Raw genomic sequence first — 20,557 nt, forward strand, 5'->3', positions numbered from 1 at the left:
TTAACATGTTTTAGGAATTTGGTTCTATCGAATGTATAAACATGCATCGCATAGCATTCAAAACGGCAAGGATCATAACGCCTACATCCGCAAAAATAGCTAACCACATATTGGCAAGACCAAACGCACTTAGAATTAGGCATAGTACTTTAACACCAATCGCAAACCAAATATTTTCCTTTACAAGACGTAAACATTTTCGGGAAATATGAATAGCCGTCGCTAATTTTAATGGATCATCATCCATCAATACGACATCAGCCGCTTCAATAGCTGCATCACTTCCCATGGCACCCATAGCGACACCAATATCCGCACGAGATAAGACGGGTGCATCATTGATACCATCGCCTACAAAAGCCAAACGATCATTTTCTTTTGCTTTGTTTTGTAGTAAATTTTCTACTTTTTTGACTTTATCTTGTGGTAATAATTCACTATAGACATTCTGAATGCCTATTTCTTCTGCAACGCGTTGGGCCACTTTTTGTGAGTCACCCGTCAGCATCACAACATCGGTAATGCCATTTTTTCGTAATTCCGAAATTGCTTGTTTTGTATGCGGTTTGATCACATCGGAAATATGGATATGACCAGCATATACTCCATCAATTGCGATATGAATAATGGTTCCTGCATCTTTACAATCTTGCCAACAAATACCCATTGCATCCATCATTTTAGCGTTTCCAACACAAACAAGTTTGCCATTGACCATGGCTTGCATGCCTTGTCCAGCTATTTCCTTTGCATCCGAAATTACACAATCATCATCCTCATTTGGATAGGCTTTCTTTAAAGAATTCGCAATAGGATGAGTCGAATACCGTTCCACATGGGCAGCCATATGAAGCAATTCATCCGCAGAAATTTTTTCTGGATGGATATTTGTGACTTCAAATACACCTTTGGTCAATGTACCTGTTTTATCAAATACGACCGTCTTAATTTCTGATAAGATCTCTAAATAATTAGACCCTTTGACCAAAATGCCTTCATGACTAGCTGCACCGATTCCGGCAAAGAAACTCAATGGAATACTGATAACTAAAGCACATGGACAACTTATAACTAAAAAGGTCAAGGCACGATACAAGAAGGTTCCCCATTGGGCTTGTGTATGCATCAAACATTGAATAAGCGGCGGAATAAATGCTAATGCGATCGCGGAATATACAACAATTGGTGTATAAACACGAGCAAATTTTGTAATAAAATTTTCCGAATGTGATTTATGGGAACTCGCGTCTTCAATCAATTCCAGCACTTTCGCAACGGTTGAATCTTCAAATGCTTTCGTCGTGCAAATTTTTAAAACCCCATCCATATTGATACAACCACTAATGACTTCATCGCCTTGGTGTACCGAACGAGGTAAAGATTCACCTGTCAATGCAGCTGTATCCAAAGATGCTTTTCCATCCAAAACAACTCCATCAATGGGAATCTTTTCGCCTGTTTTCACAACTATGGTTGATCCAATTTCGACATCATCCGGATCCACTTGTTCTAAATGTCCATCTTGTTCTATATTGGCGTATTCGGGTGCAATATCCATTAGATCCGTAATATTTTTACGACTTTTGCCAACGGCATAGGATTGAAACCACTCTCCTATTTGATAAAACAACATAACCGCAATGGCTTCGGTATAGTCACCATTTTCACTAATGGCTAGAGCCATAGCACCTACGGTTGCGATTGCCATCAAAAGACACTCATCAAACGGTTGTCGATGGATAATCCCTTTGATAGCTTTCCATAAAATATCATATCCAATGAGCAGATAAGGAATCATGTACAGGACAAAACGTATCCATCCAGAAGCAGGTACAAAGTGCAGAAAAATCATCAATCCGGCGGAAACCAGGATACGAATTAAATTTTTCTTTTGTTTTTTGTTCATAGGAAGATCTCGCAATCGTCTTCCACACGTTTACAATTCTTTCGCACTTGTTCCATCACTGTTTTTGGTTCTACACCATCTTCAAATTCAACTTTCATTTTTAACATCATAAAGTTAACAGTCGCATCTTTTACACCTTCAGTAGCTTTGGCGGCTTGTTCCATTTTATTGGCACAATTGGCACAATCAACATCAATTTTGTAGCTTTTTTTCATAGTAATCATCCTTTCAACGATTTAACAATTGTTTAATTGTACTTTTATAATAGCACACCCTAGAATGAAGTCAACCATGATTAAACATTTATTTAATCTTTTTCTTGACGAAAATGATAAAATACAAACAAGGAGATTTTTATGACGAAAACATTGCCTCATCATCATCAGGAAAACGAACAAGAAATTATTGAACATATTCCAAGTCCAGAAACAATTAATACAGTTGCTGCTGCCATGAAACAATTAGGTGATCCCACGCGACTACGTATCTTTTGGTTTCTTTGTCATGCACAGGAATGTGTGATTAATATTGCCGCCGCTGTTGATATGTCCAGTCCAGCGGTTTCCCATCATTTACGTTTATTAAAAGATGCCGGTTTGATCACAAGTGAAAGGCATGGTAAAGAAATGTATTATAAAGCAGCCGATTCTGAACTTGTAGATACCTTACATCATGTCATCGAAAAAGTCGCAAAAGTATCTTGTCCATCCAATGGAGAAAAAAACCGGTAACGAGAATCGTGAATCTGCTCATTAAAAGGTTCGATGATTTTGAACGATTGTTCATTGCCATCGGCCTTTTTGGAATAATTTTGTTGTGAACAAATTTTTTATCAAGTTCTGGTGTATCCAGGAAATTTGCTACTTCAGAAGATGCAATCTTACTGTCGTCTAGATAATAACTTTTCAGGCTTTTTTCTTCAAATTGTCATTTGATTTCTGCCTTCACCCTTCCTTACAGAGGAAATTTCAACTTGATCATTTGGTGGAACAAACTCCATCACATCTCCTTTTCATGAAGTTGCTTTTTTCTTTGTTTTTTCATGTATAATGATATCAAATAGGACATACCAGTACGATATGTATTGATCCTAGTATCAATCCACAAAAAAAAGATTCATATGGCAAATGTTCCTTTCTAACATCTCAGAAAGTCGTGACAGTCTAATCGTCCATGTACCTATCGTCAGAAGAAACTGTTCCTTTCAATGAGCTGCAGCAAAGAAAGCCGAAAGAAATGACGCACATGCCTTCATCCAGACAATTGAAATACTGGAAGACAAAGGGTTAATTGTGAGCAGAGTAGATCAAAAGATTCCGTCCAAAGTCGAATACAGTCTCAGCAAAAAATTTAGGATTGTATGATCTTCACTGGAAATATAGGAAATGAGTACCTTCTCTTTAACTAGAAAATACAGAAACCTGCCTGCAGCAGAAGGTTAAGGTACGATAACAACAGACGAGTGTAGTAACTGGAAAACACGATTCGCTAATTTGTATACGTGAACATCTCAATCGTACTGAAGAAAGAGGCAAGTATGACAAAACACCTTTCACCGGATATCCGGGTACCAATCGATCCGGACAATCCCTCAATTGAACGACATGAAGATCTCTGTATCCGCTGTGGCAAATGCCGTGACGTGTGCAGAGATGAGATTTCAGTCCTGACCTATTATGATCTATCCAAGACCAACGATGTGCCAATCTGTGTCCATTGTGGACAATGCGCAAATGTCTGCCCTGTGAATTCAATTACCGAGAAGAGCGAAGTTGATACTCTGAAAGCGGCGATTGCTGATTCAGAAAAGCTTGTGATTGTCTCTACCTCACCATCTGTCCGTGTTTCCATCGGTGAGGGGTTCGGGGAGGATCCAGGCACATTTTCCGAAGGAAAGATGGTTGCCTTGCTTCGAGCCCTTGGCTTCGACATTGTACTGGACACAGACTTTGCAGCGGATATGACCATTGTCGAAGAAGCTTCGGAGCTGCTCTCACGTGTGACGAAGAAGAGTGCACCACTACCACAGTTCACATCGTGCTGCCCGGCCTGGGTAAAGTTTGTAGAAACCTACTATCCAGATCTTCTGCCAAACATTTCTTCAGCAAAGAGTCCGATTGGTATGCAAGGACCGACCATCAAGTCCTGGTATGCAAAGAAACAGGGTATCGATCCGAAAACAATCATGAACGTATGTCTGACCCCTTGCACAGCAAAGAAGTTTGAGATTCGCCGCGAGGAAATGAATAGTTCCGCTACTTATTGGAATGAACCCTCTCTCCGTGATATGGATCTCTGTATCACTACCAGAGAGCTCATTGCCTGGGCAAAGGATGCAGGTATTGATTATAAAGAACTGCCAGAATCGGATTTCGATTCCCTGATGTCTGAGAAGAGCGGTGCCGGTGTAATCTTCGGTGCAACTGGTGGAGTCATGGAAGCTGCTCTCAGGGCAGCGTATGAATACCTCAATAATAAACCAGCATCGAAGAACCTTCTCCAACTTTCTGCGGTCCGAGGATATGAGGGAATCCGTACAACTTCCGTGCAACTTACAGACTCGCTTGCTGTTCGTGTTGCGGTAATCTACGGAACAGCGAATGTACGGCTTTTCCTTGAAGAACAGAAACTTAGCGACTTTGATTTCATTGAAGTCATGACGTGCCCAGGTGGCTGCATCGGCGGTGGCGGTCAGCCGAAACACCTTGAAACGGCAGATGATGCGAGAAAAGAACGCATTCAGGGACTGTATGCAAAAGATGCAGCAATGGATGAGAAGGTAAGTACGAGAAACCAGGAACTGAAAGACTTGTACGAAACTTTCTATGGGAAGCCTCTTTCGAATCTTGCAGAAAAGCTCCTGCACACGTCCTATCACAACAGAGAAAATGACCTCGGAGAGAGTGCAGAGAAATACCGGAGGTTGAATGAACAGAAGAACTCGGAGAGCGACTATGTGGAAATCACGAAGCCGGGAGAAAAGAAGAGAAAATGGAAGTGCCGAATCTGCGGTTATGTCTATGAAGGAGAAGAACCACCGAAGGAGTGCCCAGTTTGCCATCAGGGCGCAGAAGTCTTTGATGAGGTGAAGACCTGGAAATGTAAGGTTTGCGGTTATGTCTGTGAAGGTGTGACACCGCCGGAAGAATGCCCGGTATGCCATCAGGGTTCTGAAGTCTTTGAGGAAATCTGAAACAATCTGATAGAAACTCCTTTAGAGAGTGTAAGCTAAACTGTGTAAGTTAGTTAGATGCATACGACTGACTAATGAACACAGTTTTTATTATACACTTATGACATGGCTAAAATAAAAAAGAAACTCTGCCGATATGCAGGATGCTCGCAAAGAAATCTTTGGTCCATTGTTTGAAAGTATGCTTCAGGGAGAAATGGATAATCATCTTGGTTATAAATCCAATTCAAAAGAACCCAAATCTACAAAAAACAGAAGAAACGGATCCAATCCTAAAACCTTGAAAACTTCGATAGGCGAAGTAAAGATCAATACCCCTAGAGATCGGGATGGTTCTTTTGAACCGGTAGTCATTCCGAAAAGAACGAAAGATGTCTCCGAGATTGAAGGAAAGGTATTGGCCATGTATGCACGCGGCATGTCACAGCGTGACATTTCTGCTACGATCGAAGACATCTACGGATTCAAGATATCCCATGAAATGATTTCAGATATAACGGATGCGGTCCTTCCTGAAGTAGAAGAATGGCGAAACAGGCCTCTTAAAAAGTGCTATCCATTCATATTCGTCGATTGTATGTATGTTTCCGTAAGAAATGAATATGAAGCCAAGGAAGAAGCTGTTTATACGATATTGGGCTATGATCTGGAAGGACATAAAAAAATCCTTGGTTTATGGATGGATGTCACAGAATCTAAGAACTATTGGATGCAGGTATTTGACGAAATCAAATCCCGAGGCGTTGAAGATATCTTCTTTATTTCCATGGATGGTGTATCCGGACTTGAATCCGGTGCCAAGGCCATCTTTCCAGTAGTCGTGGTACAGCGGTGCATCGTCCATCTGATTCGCAATTCCATCAGATACGTACCATCAAAGGATTATAAAAAATTCAGGGCCGATCTGAAGAAAGTTTATGGTGCTGTATCACTGAAAGCAGCACGAACAGCGTTTGAAAACTTCTGTGATAACTGGAACCAGTATCCCGGTGCCGTTGAAGTTTGGAAAAGAAACTTTGTCCATGTAGAACAGCTGTTTGATTATGAATCAGCAGTCAGAAAGGTGATGTATACGACAAATGCGATTGAATCCGTTAATTCATCATTTCGAAAAGTAACGAAAAAAGGATCGTTTCCAAATCATGAATTTGTATTCAAGCTTCTATATTTACGAGTTTACGAGCAAAGGAACTTCAAAAGAAATGGGATAAAGGCCATCTGAATAATTGGTCGATGGTATTGAATCAATTGTTGGTCAACGATCAGTTTAAACATCGTATCGAAAAGTACATTCAATACGAGAGTGTAATCTAAACTGTGTAAGTTAGTTAGATGCGTACGGCTAACTAATGAACACAGTTTTTATTATGCCTATCTCATGATATGGTTGAAGGAGAAAAAGGAAAATGAATGAAATGAGTAAAATTAAAAGAAATCCCGCCGCTGTCAAGATTGCCAATGAAATCCTTAAAGAATATGACTGTGATTCATTAACCGATATGCAGGATGCTCTCAAAGAAATCTTTGGTCCATTGTTTGAAGGCATGCTTCAGGGGGAAATGGACAATCATCTTGGTTATAAATCCAATTCAAAAGAGCCAAAATCTACAAAGAACAGAAGAAATGGTTCCAATCCCAAAACTTTAAAAACCACAATGGGAGAAGTAGAAATCAATGCGCCAAGAGACAGGAATGGATCCTTCGAACCAGTCATTGTTCCCAAACGATCAAAGGATGTTTCCGATATCGAAGGAAAGGTATTATCCATGTATGCACGTGGAATGTCACAACGTGATATCTCATCAACGATCGAGGATATTTATGGTTTTAAAGTATCACACGATATGATCTCGGATATAACCAATGCTATCCTTCCGGAAGTGGAAGAATGGCAGAACAGACCGCTCAAAAAATGTTACCCATTTGTTTTTGTCGACTGTATGTATGTTTCTGTCAGAAACGATTATGAAGCCAAAGAAGAAGCCGTTTATGTGATTCTTGGGTATGACCTGCAGGGACAAAAGGAAATTCTTGGTTTGTGGATGGATTCCACGGAATCAAAGAACTACTGGATGCAGGTATTTGATGAGATCAAGGCACGAGGAGTCGAAGATATCTTTTTCATTTCTATGGATGGCGTATCCGGTCTTGAATCGGGTGCCAAAGCTATTTTCCCCGGAGTTGTCGTACAAAGATGTATCGTTCATCTGATTCGGAACTCCATCCGATATGTACCAACCAAGGACTACAAAAAATTCACTGCCGATCTTAAAAAAGTATATGGAGCCTCTTCACTAAAAGCAGCTAAGACTGCGTTCGACACATTCTGCGACAACTGGAAACAATATCCTGGAGCGATCGAAGTATGGAAAAGGAATTTCCTTCATGTAGAACAGCTGTTTGATTATGGATCTGCTGTTCGAAAAGTCATGTATACGACAAATGCGATCGAATCGGTAAATTCCTCCTTTCGAAAAGTGACGAAAAAAGGGTCATTTCCAAATCATGAAGCTGTATTCAAGCTGCTCTATTTACGGGTGAAGGAACTACAGAAAAAATGGGACAAAGGACATTTGAATAATTGGTCGATGGTATTGAATCAATTGTTGGTCAACGATCAGTTTAAGGATCGTATCGAAAAGTACATTCAATACTGAATCTTGAAATGATATTTATTCCAATTTCCTTGTTTACAATGAGACTCCGCCCCTAAGAACCCGAAAAAACGGCCAGTCAAAAAAATCAATTTTCAGCTGGCCGTTTTAAGCATACCTTAGGGTCGATCATTATAAACAAGTTTTCTCGGCATAAAACATCATTTTAAAAACAAGATCGAGAACTTATCAAAATCGACTATAAAATATTAAATACACACTTTTCTTGACAAACCCTTCAATACTGAATCTTGAAATGATATTTATTCCAATTTCCTTGTTTACAATGAGCCTCCGCCCCTAAGAACCTGAAAAAACGGCCAGTCAAAAAAATCAATTTTCAGCTGGCCGTTTTAAGCGTACATTAGGGTCGCTCATTATAAACAAGTTTTCTCGGCATAAAACATCATTTCAAAACAAGATTTAGAACTTATTAAAATCGATCATAAAATATTAAATACACACTTTTCTTGACAACCCCCCCTCTCACACATCTAACTAACTTATATAGTTAAATTCCACTCTCATTTTCCTTTTATAAAATTGAAAAAGATTTATTGGATTTTCTGGCAGATGTCTTTTCCCTATTGATTGTCATGTTGATTAAAATTCTGTGGACAAACCATCAGTGGTTCCATAATGAGGTACATACTCTATAGTATATCCACTATAATCTGTTTCATCATTATCAAAATAAACGTCAAGTGTTACCTGTTTGCCTGGAGAAAGGTTATTCGATGAATAATCGCTATCTCCAGTGTCAATGATATTCCCGTTCTCATCTTTCACATTTACATCAAAGTTAAGCGACTTAAACGTTTTCTGTGTCTTATTAGTAAAAGTAATAAAATAACTATAATATGGGAATTCTGCATCGCCCTCATTCTTTGCAGTAAACTGAATAGATTTGATAGATTTCTCCAAGTCAGAATTAAGTTGATCTTCATCAGCTTGAGCACTCTGAGTTGTTTTCGCATCATCTAAAATGTCATCCAAATCATCTTGATATTTATCATCGACTTTTAATCCATAATCATCTACAAAAGATTTAATCAACACAGTACGTTTATTATATGCGTTTTCCCATTGTGTAGTGTATGTATAATAATCACTATTATAATAGGCAAGTGATTTTTTACTATCATTTAAAGCTTCTATATATTGTTTTGCTGCATCCTGTAGTTTTGAATCGTCGAAAGTTTTGTTTTTGAAGGAACCAATGCTATCTAGTTCTGCATCAATCCATTCTTTAGCAGCATCATCATCGTCAAGCTCTTCATTTTCATCACTATCGGTAATACTCCAACGTTTCTGAAGCCCTTTCTTCAATGCGCGCATAAATTGTCCATCTACAGAAAGTTCATATTTACATTTATCCAAATAGTCCTTGGAATCTTTATAATCTCCTAAAGATTTAAATGTACTTTCAGCCTCTTTAAATTCTTCGTTGTTATATTCTCTGACTGCTTTGTTATATGCTCTAAGATCTGTGGTTGCAAACAATGCAATAACAATGACAATACAAGCAGCAACTAAAACAATGATAATATTTCGTGTTAACTTTTTCTTGTTTTTCGGTTTCTCTGCTTTTTCAGACTGCTCTGGTAAAGGTGGTGTCACATTCTGTTCCTGTTCAGAAACGGAAGTTTCTGGATCACTTGTTTCTGATTTAATTTGTTCTGTATTCTTTTCTACGTCACTCATTTTAAATTCCCTCCCAGTAAAAAAATACTTTATATATATTAATTATAACTATATTTTAACAAATGACCAAATTGGACTATAAAGTTGCAGAACATTCCATATCAGTGATAATACATAATATCTTTTGAGTTGTTCTCATATTCATCCCTCTGTTATAAGGTATTTTGTACGCATAAAAGATGTTTATAATAGATAATATTGCATGAATAAATCAGAAAATTAATTGTTACCAAAGGAAGATGTGATTGAGAAAGATTGACTAAGGTAGGATAAAATATTTTCATTAGCTTTACGTATGATAAAATATATTAAATAAACCAAGTTATAATAATTAGGAGATTAACTATTAAAAATCAAGCAAAAAGACAAGAATTATAAAAAGACATGACAAAAAGACCTAACAAAAGGTCAATTTTAAAAAATGGTCTAATGGTCTATAAGAAAATGGCTACCTCATTTTCTTAGGGTCATAATCAGTATCGTTTTTTTCTAAAAAGAAAATGATACGAATCAGTTTTCTGGCCACATGGGTAAGAGCAACCCGATGATGTTTGCCTTCTTCCCGTTTTTTTACGATAGTACTCGTAAAAAATAGAATCATGGATAATGAGAGAGGGGGTGCGGACAAATTCTTGGACCGACGATGACAGGGAGAAAGAAAAATGTCGTTTACGGAGGAAGAGAAAAAGAAAGCACTTCAATTGTATGATGAAACTGGATCGATAGCTAAGGTAATTCATAAACTCGGATATCCAAGCAGACAAAATATGTATACTTGGATCAAGAATCGAGATATCGAAAAGAAACGCAAGAAATATGATGCTACAGATTCACCAGGGCACAGGCGTCATCCATCATTAGAAATAAAACTTGAAATACTTCACCGTTGCTTTGAAGAAGGAGAAGACATAAAATCAATATCAGAAGAATACGGATATTCAAGGACGAGTATTTATAGTTGGAGAAAGCTGTATTTATCTGGAGGTGCAGCGGCTATAATGAATAAAAAGAAAGATTTGCCAAGAGGAACTTTGATCGTTAATGAAGATGCTGATAAGGGTTCCGATAATAATATTGAACTGGCAGCTAAGATAAGAGATCTGGAGCTAGAAAACGATATATTAAAACAGACAATAGAAATATTAAAAAAAGATCAGGGCATCGATCTGTTAAGACTGAAAAACACAGAGAAGACAATGATAATCGATGCCCTAAGGAATAAATATGCATTGTCACTGCTTCTTGCAAAACTTCAGATATCCAAGAGCAGTTACTTTTATCAGCACAAGATACAACAATCACCTTATAAATATGAGGCAATAAAGATAAAAATTATTGAATTATTCAAAGAAAACAAGGGAAGATATGGTTATAGAAGGATTCATGCACTACTGAGAAAAGATAATATCATTGTATCTGAAAAAATAGTAAGACAAATCATGAAAGATAATAATCTAGTAGTAAAAGCCAGAAAACATAAGAAGTGAGAGTGTAATCTAAACTGTGTAAGTTAGTTAGATGCGTACGGCTAACTAATGAACACAGTTTTTATTATGCCTATCTCATGATATGGTTGAAGGAGAAAAAGGAAAATGAATGAAATGAGTAAAATTAAAAGAAATCCCGCCGCTGTCAAGATTGCCAATGAAATCCTTAAAGAATATGACTGTGATTCATTAGCCGATATGCAGGATGCTCTCAAAGAAATCTTTGGTCCATTGTTTGAAGGCATGCTTCAGGGGGAAATGGACAATCATCTTGGTTATAAATCCAATTCAAAAGAGCCAAAATCTACAAAGAACAGAAGAAATGGTTCCAATCCCAAAACTTTAAAAACCACAATGGGAGAAGTAGAAATCAATGCGCCAAGAGACAGGAATGGATCCTTCGAACCAGTCATTGTTCCCAAACGATCAAAGGATGTTTCCGATATCGAAGGAAAGGTATTATCCATGTATGCACGTGGAATGTCACAACGTGATATCTCATCAACGATCGAGGATATTTATGGTTTTAAAGTATCACACGATATGATCTCGGATATAACCAATGCTATCCTTCCCGAAGTGGAAGAATGGCAGAACAGACCGCTCAAAAAATGTTACCCATTTGTTTTTGTCGACTGTATGTATGTTTCTGTCAGAAACGATTATGAAGCCAAAGAAGAAGCTGTTTATGTGATTCTTGGGTATGACCTGCAGGGACAAAAGGAAATTCTTGGTTTGTGGATGGATTCCACGGAATCAAAGAACTACTGGATGCAGGTATTTGATGAGATCAAGGCACGAGGAGTCGAAGATATCTTTTTCATTTCTATGGATGGCGTATCCGGTCTTGAATCGGGTGCCAAAGCTATTTTCCCCGGAGTTGTCGTACAAAGATGTATCGTTCATCTGATTCGGAACTCCATCCGATATGTACCAACTAAGGACTACAAAAAATTCACATCCGATCTTAAAAAAGTATATGGAGCCTCTTCACTAAAAGCAGCTAAGACTGCGTTCGACACATTCTGCGACAACTGGAAACAATATCCTGGAGCGATCGAAGTATGGAAAAGGAATTTCCTTCATGTAGAACAGCTGTTTGATTATGGATCTGCTGTTCGAAAAGTTATGTATACGACAAATGCGATCGAATCGGTAAATTCCTCCTTTCGAAAAGTGACGAAAAAAGGGTCATTTCCAAATCATGAAGCCGTATTCAAGCTGCTCTATTTACGGGTGAAAGAACTACAGAAAAAATGGGAGAAAGGACATCTGAATAATTGGTCGATGGTATTGAATCAATTGTTGGTCAACGATCAGTTTAAGGATCGTATCGAAAAGTACATTCAATACTGAATCTTGAAATGATATATATTCCAATTTCCTTGTTTACAATGAGCCTCCGCCCCTAAGAACCTGAAAAAACGGCCAGTCAAAAAAATCAATTTTCAGCTGGCCGTTTTAAGCGTACATTAGGGTCGCTCATTATAAACAAGTTTTCTCGGCATAAAACATCATTTCAAAACAAGATTTAGAACTTATTAAAATCGATCATAAAATATTAAATACACACTTTTCTTGACAAACCCTAAGAAGTATGTATTTGTCAACTGAAAACTGACCAACTTCGCAATTGAAAACTGATCAACTACTCACTCTCGAATCGAAGATATTTCATCATATTTCAGGATGAATATCTTCGATTTTTTCTGAATACTTTAATAGCTATTGATTGGTGGTTGAACCATTTTTTGTATTCCAATTCTTTGTTGCCAGAGTTCTATAACTATCTCCAGACATGTCAATCAGGTAAGACATGTATGCCAGTCTGTCAATGATTGCTCCCGTTAATACCTGGTCTTTAAAAACTTCATTCCACCGATCAAATGTCAGATTGGATGTGATGATCATGGCTCCTTTTTCATTTCGGCTGGATAACAGATTGAACAATATCTCTCCTCGTTCTTGGTCGAATGTGCAGTACCCCAGCTCGTCCAGTATGACCAGGTCATAGCTTTCAAATTTTCTTTTGTACATCGTTATTTGATTTTGATTCATCGCTTCTTTCAGTTCTATCAATAGGGTCGGTATGCTTACAAACAATACTTTCTTGCCCTGCTGACATGCTTCTGTTCCCAATGCGATGCTCAGTGCTGTTTTGCCTGTTCCCGGATTGCCAATCAATATGATATTCTGCTTATTGTCGATGAATTCAAGCGTCTCCAGTTCGTGAATTTTTTGTCGGATCTCTATGCTGAGATGTTCTCTTTGATAATCCTGCAAGATCATCTGATAGGGAAACTTTGCCCGTCTTATCCTCGTTTTTATGCTGTTTCTGGTTCGGAGCTCCACTTCATTTTTTAACAGTTCTTCCAAAAAATCTTCAAAGCTCATGTCTTTTAATCGTGCCTCTTTGGCACATTCTTCATAATTGTTACGAATGAATGGAAGACGTAGTATATATGCTGATTCTTTAATGGACATATTGATTTCCTCCAATGAACATTTCACATAATTCGTTGATCTGTTCCATCGTCTTATCATCGACAGCCTGCTGTATCTTTGCCTCCTGTTGTCTGGGTTCAAGTGCTTCGAGCAATGTTTTCAGATCACTGTCGGAATATCTTCTAAGTATTTCTATAAATACTTTGGGTTTTTCTTTATAATATTTATTGAACATATTTTTTAGTTCAGGTTCGCTCTTCAATGCCAGAGAATTCGAGAGCGAACCAGGTTTTCGGGAAAACGTGTGTAGATAGTGCCGAATGTCTATGCGCGTTTTTCCTTTCCCGGCAATACGGGCATGCCGTGCAACGATCTCCTGCTTATACATGATGATCAGATCATTTGGATACAGCTTTGCGATCACCCATTTTTGACACAGATCCTCCGGAACGGAATAACAGTTATTGTCGATATGAACAAATGAATATTTATCCACTCTGTTTTTTGTGATACGGGCCGTCTCATATCTTGGCCGGTATGGTTTAAGATGTTTCTTTTCTTCTTCGATATTCGAATTCTTATTGATCTCAACCAGTTTTTCCTGCAGATAGTCACATGCATTCTCAAATGTATCAAACGCATATTTATAAGCGAATACTTTATTTCGTATCCATTTGACAGCACTTTCAACGGTCCCTTTTTCATTGCCGCTGAAACAGTTGGTCACATTGATGGTGAAATCATAATAGAGTGCCAGCTTTATAAGCTGTTCATTCAGTTGCTTTTCATTTTTTCCAATAAAACGGGCGACCACATTCTTCATATTGTCATAGACACCTTCCTTGAATGATCCACCAAGCATCTCGAAGAAACGTACATGTGAATCCAGGAAGACATCCATCTTCGAATTGCGATACAGATAGGCCCAGCGAAATCCGGATGCAGGACAGACCAGGACGGCCAGGTATCCTTTTATATTCCTGCCATCGATAATCAGTCTTACTTCGCCAAAATCGTATTCAAATCGGTCACAGTAATCATATTTCTGTTTAATAAAAGCTTCTTTTTTTTCATCTCTAATGACTCGCAGCCGTTTTCGTATCGTTGTTTCACCAATATCAAATCCCTGATTGATCAACAGCTGGTAGATCTGTCTGTCATTCAAGGCCTGTTTATGACCCGGTCCCAGTAGTCTGGTCTTGTTTTCTTCATCGGCAAGAATCTTGCGCAATTGAATATCCATTTCTTCAGAATACTTTCTAGCAGTCCGTTTTGATGAATCATAGGAAGGATCATCAATTAAAGTTTCAATAACTTTCCGTGTATCCACATTTGGATCCAGTTTCAGCAATTCATCCAAATTACTGCAATAGGATTTCCAGTACTTTCGAATCGTATTTCTGGAAACACCAAATGTTTTGGATATCCGGTTATCGCTCCACCCCTCTTTCTTTAACCGAATAATTTCATACTTTTGCATAATGGTTTTCATCTCCTTTTTTTGCCTCCTTTTGATTATAAAAACCATAAAGAAGCATAATAAAAAAACTGGTCAATTTTGAATTGCGATTTGTCCAAAAATTGATCAGTTTTAAATTACAATATACAAAGTATAGCTCCTATCAAGGAGAAATAAGTGAAGCGGCAGAGAATATTATCAATAGAGATTTTCATTCAGAAAAACCCAATGAAAGGGTGCTGACAGATATCACAGAATTCTCAATACCTGCAGGAAAAGTATATCTTTCACCAATAGTAGACTGTTTTGATGGAATGATACCAAGTTGGACCGTAAGTACCAACCCTAATGCAGATTTGGTCAATAGCATGTTGGATGATTATCATTCTAAGCTAAAAGAAGATGAGAAACCAATAGTTCATAGCGATCGGGGGTGTCATTACCGATGGCCTGGATGGATTAATAGAATGAATAAGTATGGATATACCAGAAGCATGTCTAAGAAAGGTTGCTCACCGGATAATTCGGCATGTGAAGGATTCTTTGGCAGGATGAAGAATGAGATGTTTTATGGCCGAAATTTTGTTGGTGTAACAATTGAAACGTTTGTAGAGATTATCAATGATTATATCATATGGTACAATACCAAAAGAATAAAGGCATCGTTGGGCTATTTGAGCCCTATGGAGTACAGGCAAAGTCTGGGACTAATTTGAAATAACAAGGTCCAAGAATTTGTCCGCACCCCCAACCCAAAAAGGCCGATGGCGATGAACAACAGTTCAAAACCATCGGTCCTTTTTTTGATGAGCTGATTAACGATTACTCGTTACAGCTCCTTTTTTAGTCTATGGTGCGGGTGACAGGACTCGAACCTGCACGCGTGAGCAATAGATCCTAAGTCTATCGTGTCTGCCAGTTTCACCACACCCGCATGCTTAGTTAGTATATACTATACAATTATAAAAATCAAGTAAGAAATAGGTCAATTGACCTATTTCTTATAAATCTTTGCAATCTTCAATACGACGTTTTACACCATTTAAAATCACATAACCTTGTTCTGGCTCATCATGTACAATATAACGATCCGGTTGTTCCTTATGATCATGTCCATATTCTTTTTCACAAGTAACATCTTGTTTTGGTTTATGTGGATGCTTGATTTGTTGTTTTACAATAATACAAATAATAACAATAAGGACAATGATTCCAGCAATCATGATTGTGTTCCCTCTTTCACGCCTTCAATCAAACCAACAAGATTTTGAATATCCGATGGAATAATGATTTTCGTTGCTTGTCCATCAGACATTTTCGCTAAGGTATCTAAACTTTTCAATTTAATGACTGCTTCATCTGCACCGGCTTCTCTAATTTTTTTGATGGATTCAGCCGTAGCTTCTTGCACTTTACGAATAGCTTCTGCTCGACCTTCTGCCTCTTTGATTTCTTTTTCTTTCTCCGCTTCAGCCCGTAAAATCATAGCTTGTTTTTCGGCTTCTGCATTTAATAATGCCGATTGATTATGACCTTCCGCTTCCAAGATCATGGATTGTTTTTCACCTTCAGCTGTTAAGATGGCTGCACGTTTTTCACGTTCGGCTTTCATTTGTTTTTCCATGGCTTCACGAATGGCTGTTGGTGGCTGGATGTTTTTTAATTCAACACGCGTTACTTTGATTCCCCAGGGATCAGTGGCTAAATCAATAATCTGCAACATCTGGGAATTGATAGCTTCGCGACTAGTCAATGTCGCATCCAATTCCATATCACCTATGATATTTCGCAATGTGGTTGCTGTTAAATTTTCCATAGCCATGATGGGATTTTCTACCCCATATGCATACAATTGAGGATTTGTGATTTTAAAATAAACAACACTATCGATTTGCATCGTCACATTATCTTTTGTGATTACTGGTTGTGGAGCAAAATCAGCTACTTGTTCTTTCAAAAGTACTTTTCGAGCCACTTGATCAATCAATGGAACTTTGATATGTGGTCCAGAATCCCATGTTGTATAGTAACGGCCCAATCGTTGCACAACATAAGAACTTCCTTGTGGTACGACTCGAATCATAAGCGTCATTAGGATAATCAAAATCACTAAAAGTGTAATAAATAACATATAATTCTCCTTTAAGTTCTACTTATATGATACCAAGATATTTGTAAAATGAATATCAAATGATGCTTTATTACTTATTAAAAAAACGCAGATTGCTCTGCGTTTAAAATCTTAGATTTAATGTAAAACAGAAGGCTTATGGAAAGATTCCAATTCATCTTGGATATATTGTTCCAATTTCTCTAAAAATTCATCAGTGATCTCAAAACCATCAATTTCAGTAGGTAATTGCAAATGATTTCGTACAAAATGAACCTGAGGAACCTCTGACATATTTTGGTCTCCCATTTCTTTATCGACTTCTTTTAATTTCTCAATAATTGGCCCAGCCAATTCTTTCATCAATTCATCCTCTGTCATACTCATATTATAATTTCTATCTCCTTTTCATGCAAGCTATACACATTAGGCCAATTGATAATCTTGTCTTTCTATAAATTCTTGTCTTTTCGATTCATTCCAATATTGTATGGGCTGATAATATCCGGCCATACGTGCCCAAACTTCCACTTTTTCATTACATACAGGACAAACCGAATTCGAACCAGGAATATACCCATCCTTGTTACAAATAGAATAAGTAGGTGAAATCGTAAAATAAGGAACCAGATAGTGATCAATCATTTGATGAACTAAATGCATGCAATCTTGCCAATGAACAATTCGTTCAGGAATATAAACATGAAAAGCTGCACCACCTGTAAATAACGGTAAGAATCGTTGTTGAATCGTTAAAGCCTCAAATACATCATCGGTATAATTCACTGGTAAATTAGCTGAATTTGTATAGTAACTCTTTGCGTTATCGGGCAACCATTCACGATCTTTCTGTACCAATTCATACGATACTCTTTCTCCTGGAGTTGCTTCCAAATTAAAAAAGGAATGGTATTTTTCTTGGTAAAGATATAATCGATTTTTCATATGGGTCAATACCTTTACTACAAAATCTTGTGCCTGTTCATTTCCTAAATCGGATTGAATCCAGTTTGCCATTTCACAAGCTTCATTCATACCAATAACACCAAAAGTACCAAAACAAGTATCAAAAGAGTTCAAATAATGTCGTGTATATGGATATAAACCTGCTTGTAAGAATTGATTGAGAATTTGTCTTTTGACATCTAACGTACGAGCAACCAAATCCATTAATTTATCCAATTTTTCAAAGAAATCTTGCTCATTTTTCGATTGATGTGTTAACCGTGGCATATTGATGGTGACCATACCAATAGACCCTTGATTTTCTCCATATCCAAAAAAACCACTTGGCTTTTCATACAATCGATGATAATCCGTCATCGTTTCTCGTTCATAACGAGAATGATGGGCAAAATACGGACTTCCATATTTAGCAGCTACTTCAAACAACAATGCATTTAAATCATCATCTTGCCAATCAAAATCTTCTTTTATATTAATGTTTGGGATTGGAAAAGGAAAACTGCGTCCCGATTGGTCAGCTTCCAATAAGGTTTTAAAGAAAGCTTTTTGAATCATTTTCATTTCCGCAAGACAGTCCCCATAAACAAAGTTTTGTTTGACCCCACCAATCAAGACTTTTTGATTCTTCAAGTCTTCTGGTACTGTCCAATCAAAAGAGATTGTAGAAAATGGTGCTTGTGAACCCCATCGAGCAGGTATATTGACCCCATAGATAAAGGTTTCTATACATTGCTGGATATTTTTTTCATCCAAATGATCCACTTTCACAAAGGGAGCTAAATATGTATCAAAACTCGGAATGCATTGGGCACCTGCCCATTCATTTTGCAAGATACCTAAAAAATTGATCAATTGATTACAGGCTGAAAATAAATGTTTTGGTGGCCGCGAATCAATTTTATGATCCAAACCACTTAAACCATGTTCTAATAATGGACGAATGGACCAACCACAACTATCTCCTGTCAACATATCCAAATCATGAATATAAATATCACCTTGTTCATGGGCTTGTACAATTTGTTCATCATATATGAAATGGGTCCAATAGTTTTTGGTAATGGCACCAGAATTGGAAAGGATCAATCCTCCAATGGAGTATGTCGACAATCGATCATCATTTGGTAATGTTTTGTCAACATGTAAATAAGCATCCATTATTTTCTTATGAACTTGTGATACTTTTTGGAATTCTCTCACATTTTCTCGTTGTTTTCGATAGAGGATATAAGCCTTCGCAACATCGGCATATCCTGTTACGGATAAAACATATTCCACACAATCTTGAATCTGTTCAACGGGAATCTTCCCATCTTTGATTTGTTCTGAAAATTCGCTTGTCACTCGTAAACTTAATAGTTCAATAATGGAATCATCTGTTTCTTTATTTAATGAGGCAAAAGCCTTTTGAATGGCTGCTTCGATTTTATGAATATCAAAAGCAACCACACTATTGTCACGTTTAATCACTTGGATCATTTAGCTTGTACCTCCACTTCTAGTTTTTGTTCTTGAAATAATTGGACAATTTTATCTATTTGAATCGGATTAAAATTATGTAGTTGTTTACTAACGGTTGGTAAACTTTCAATATCGGTATGAAGAACAATTTTTTTCATACCAGAAAGCCATTTGGCTAATGATTTTAACGAAGCCATGGTGTGATATTCTTGGTTTAGATATAACTCAATTTGGTAATCAATGAAATCTTTTCGAAGTATATTCAGGGTCTTTTCAATTGGTTGGATATCAAAATGTTCCATCCCAATGGATTTCGCATATTGGCCTGGACTATTTTTGATATCTAAACTCACAAAATCAATACATTTTTTTTGGATTAATGTTTCCAATCGATCTGGAAAGGATCCATTCGTTGTAACTTTTACGAAATAGCCCATGGATTTAATCAACGCAAGAAAATCAGATAAGCGTGGATCCATCATTGGTTCGCCACCTTCAATACAAACAGCCTCTAAAACATTCCTTCGATTCTCTAAGTATTCAATGATTTCTTGGCGCGATAATTCTTTCATACCCTCTTGGATAAAAATCAATTCAGGATATCGATCAAATGGACAACGAAAATTGCTTCCGGCAGTATATAAGACCGTACTTAATTTATGTGGATAGTGTGTTAATGAAACTTTCTGCCAATGAAAAAACGGCAATTGCGATGCAATAGACTCTGCATATTCTTTCGCATTATTTGCCATTCGATCATAAGATGGTAAAAACTGTCGAAAAGAAACATCATCAATTCCTTGCATTAAATGTTGCCACCAATCTCTTCGAATGGAATACACTTGTGCCATGGATTGTTTCGCAAAATCCGATGTGTATAACTCTTTATTTCGTTTATCTACTTTTGATGATCGAACACAAATAAATCCTTGCTGCTCTAAGTGTTTAACACTTTTTGATATGGTTCCTTTATCATAAACACCTATTTGGGAAATATCTCGCATAGAAATACCTTCATTTTCATAAATCATGATCAAGATGGGTATTTGTGCGTAGGTCAAATGTAAATCTTGTAAATTTCGATCATAATATTTTTGTGTACTGCGATACAATACACTGATATTCATTAATAAATTCGTTTGTTGATCCATAGTTGAATTCTACCATATAAA

At 37.3% G+C, this 20,557-nt stretch carries 15 protein-coding genes, 1 tRNA gene and 2 pseudogenes; 7 read left to right on the forward strand and 11 right to left on the reverse strand.

From position 1 onward, the window contains the following. Positions 1–10: 10 nt before the first annotated feature. Both EDX97_RS04230 and EDX97_RS04235 read right to left on the reverse strand, forming a co-directional pair. Positions 11–1,906 (reverse strand): heavy metal translocating P-type ATPase, encoded by a 1,896-nt coding sequence (locus tag EDX97_RS04230; protein ID WP_128519932.1) that lies wholly within the window; start codon positions 1,904–1,906, stop codon positions 11–13. Continuing rightward, positions 1,903–2,121, reverse strand: coding sequence for a cation transporter (locus EDX97_RS04235; RefSeq protein WP_128519933.1), 219 nt, complete (start codon positions 2,119–2,121; stop codon positions 1,903–1,905). The genes EDX97_RS04230 and EDX97_RS04235 overlap by 4 nt, the downstream gene beginning before the upstream one ends. Before the next feature lie 141 nt (positions 2,122–2,262). On the opposite strand from EDX97_RS04235, the gene EDX97_RS04240 reads away from it, so the two are divergent. The 4 genes and pseudogenes from EDX97_RS04240 (at position 2,263) to EDX97_RS04255 (ending at position 7,756) form a co-directional block, all read left to right on the forward strand. Continuing rightward, positions 2,263–2,637 (forward strand): ArsR/SmtB family transcription factor, encoded by a 375-nt coding sequence (locus tag EDX97_RS04240; RefSeq protein ID WP_128519934.1) that lies wholly within the window; start codon positions 2,263–2,265, stop codon positions 2,635–2,637. Between the two features lie 806 nt (positions 2,638–3,443). Beyond that, the gene (locus tag EDX97_RS04245) at positions 3,444–5,099 is read left to right on the forward strand and encodes a [FeFe] hydrogenase, group A (RefSeq protein WP_128519935.1); all 1,656 of its coding nucleotides are present in this window, start codon (positions 3,444–3,446) and stop codon (positions 5,097–5,099) included. A gap of 133 nt (positions 5,100–5,232) precedes the next feature. Continuing rightward, positions 5,233–6,413, forward strand: a pseudogene (locus EDX97_RS04250) (IS256 family transposase); the annotation flags it as partial. Positions 6,414–6,514: 101 nt separating this feature from the next. Next, on the forward strand, positions 6,515–7,756 hold the full coding sequence (locus EDX97_RS04255; protein ID WP_420884685.1) for an IS256 family transposase: 1,242 nt from the start codon (positions 6,515–6,517) through the stop codon (positions 7,754–7,756). A 600-nt stretch (positions 7,757–8,356) separates the two neighbouring features. On the opposite strand, the gene EDX97_RS04260 is transcribed toward EDX97_RS04255, so the two are convergent. Further along, positions 8,357–9,457 (reverse strand): hypothetical protein, encoded by a 1,101-nt coding sequence (locus tag EDX97_RS04260; protein ID WP_128519937.1) that lies wholly within the window; start codon positions 9,455–9,457, stop codon positions 8,357–8,359. 662 nt (positions 9,458–10,119) lie between these two features. Between EDX97_RS04260 and EDX97_RS04265 the strand changes: the two genes are divergently transcribed. Further along, positions 10,120–10,944, forward strand: a complete 825-nt coding sequence (locus EDX97_RS04265; RefSeq protein ID WP_128519938.1) for an IS3 family transposase — start codon at positions 10,120–10,122, stop codon at positions 10,942–10,944. A 114-nt stretch (positions 10,945–11,058) separates the two neighbouring features. Then, positions 11,059–12,300: an IS256 family transposase gene (locus EDX97_RS04270; RefSeq protein WP_413568637.1), complete on the forward strand. Its 1,242-nt coding sequence runs from the start codon at positions 11,059–11,061 to the stop codon at positions 12,298–12,300. A gap of 369 nt (positions 12,301–12,669) precedes the next feature. On the opposite strand, the gene istB is transcribed toward EDX97_RS04270, so the two are convergent. Together istB and EDX97_RS04280 are read right to left on the reverse strand one after the other, a co-directional pair. Continuing rightward, positions 12,670–13,428 (reverse strand): IS21-like element helper ATPase IstB, encoded by a 759-nt coding sequence (gene istB / locus EDX97_RS04275; RefSeq protein WP_128519353.1) that lies wholly within the window; start codon positions 13,426–13,428, stop codon positions 12,670–12,672. Then, positions 13,418–14,881: a Mu transposase domain-containing protein gene (locus EDX97_RS04280; RefSeq protein ID WP_183164213.1), complete on the reverse strand. Its 1,464-nt coding sequence runs from the start codon at positions 14,879–14,881 to the stop codon at positions 13,418–13,420. Before EDX97_RS04280 ends, istB begins: the two co-directional genes overlap by 11 nt. A 116-nt stretch (positions 14,882–14,997) precedes the next feature. On the opposite strand from EDX97_RS04280, the pseudogene EDX97_RS04285 reads away from it, so the two are divergent. Beyond that, positions 14,998–15,564, forward strand: a pseudogene (locus tag EDX97_RS04285) (IS3 family transposase); the annotation flags it as partial. Positions 15,565–15,699: 135 nt separating this feature from the next. Here EDX97_RS04285 and EDX97_RS04290 read toward each other — a convergent pair. From EDX97_RS04290 to EDX97_RS04315, 6 genes are all read right to left on the reverse strand, one after another. Continuing rightward, a tRNA-Leu gene (locus EDX97_RS04290) sits at positions 15,700–15,782 on the reverse strand. Between the two features lie 67 nt (positions 15,783–15,849). Beyond that, a complete protein-coding gene (locus EDX97_RS04295; RefSeq protein ID WP_128519941.1) occupies positions 15,850–16,071 on the reverse strand; it encodes a hypothetical protein in 222 nt (73 codons plus the stop codon). Further along, complete coding sequence (locus tag EDX97_RS04300; RefSeq protein ID WP_128519942.1) at positions 16,068–16,979, reverse strand: SPFH domain-containing protein; 912 nt, start codon at positions 16,977–16,979, stop codon at positions 16,068–16,070. Before EDX97_RS04300 ends, EDX97_RS04295 begins: the two co-directional genes overlap by 4 nt. 117 nt (positions 16,980–17,096) lie before the next feature. Beyond that, positions 17,097–17,345, reverse strand: a complete 249-nt coding sequence (locus EDX97_RS04305) for a hypothetical protein (RefSeq protein ID WP_148039801.1) — start codon at positions 17,343–17,345, stop codon at positions 17,097–17,099. A 39-nt stretch (positions 17,346–17,384) separates the two neighbouring features. Further along, the gene (locus tag EDX97_RS04310; protein ID WP_128519944.1) at positions 17,385–19,403 is read right to left on the reverse strand and encodes a ribonucleoside triphosphate reductase; all 2,019 of its coding nucleotides are present in this window, start codon (positions 19,401–19,403) and stop codon (positions 17,385–17,387) included. Beyond that, positions 19,400–20,536: an anaerobic ribonucleoside-triphosphate reductase activating protein gene (locus EDX97_RS04315; protein WP_128519945.1), complete on the reverse strand. Its 1,137-nt coding sequence runs from the start codon at positions 20,534–20,536 to the stop codon at positions 19,400–19,402. Before EDX97_RS04315 ends, EDX97_RS04310 begins: the two co-directional genes overlap by 4 nt. Positions 20,537–20,557 lie beyond the last annotated feature (21 nt).

The sequence above is a fragment of the Absicoccus porci genome, from assembly GCF_003725415.1.
GTDB lineage: Bacteria > Bacillota_I > Bacilli_A > Erysipelotrichales > Erysipelotrichaceae > Absicoccus > Absicoccus porci.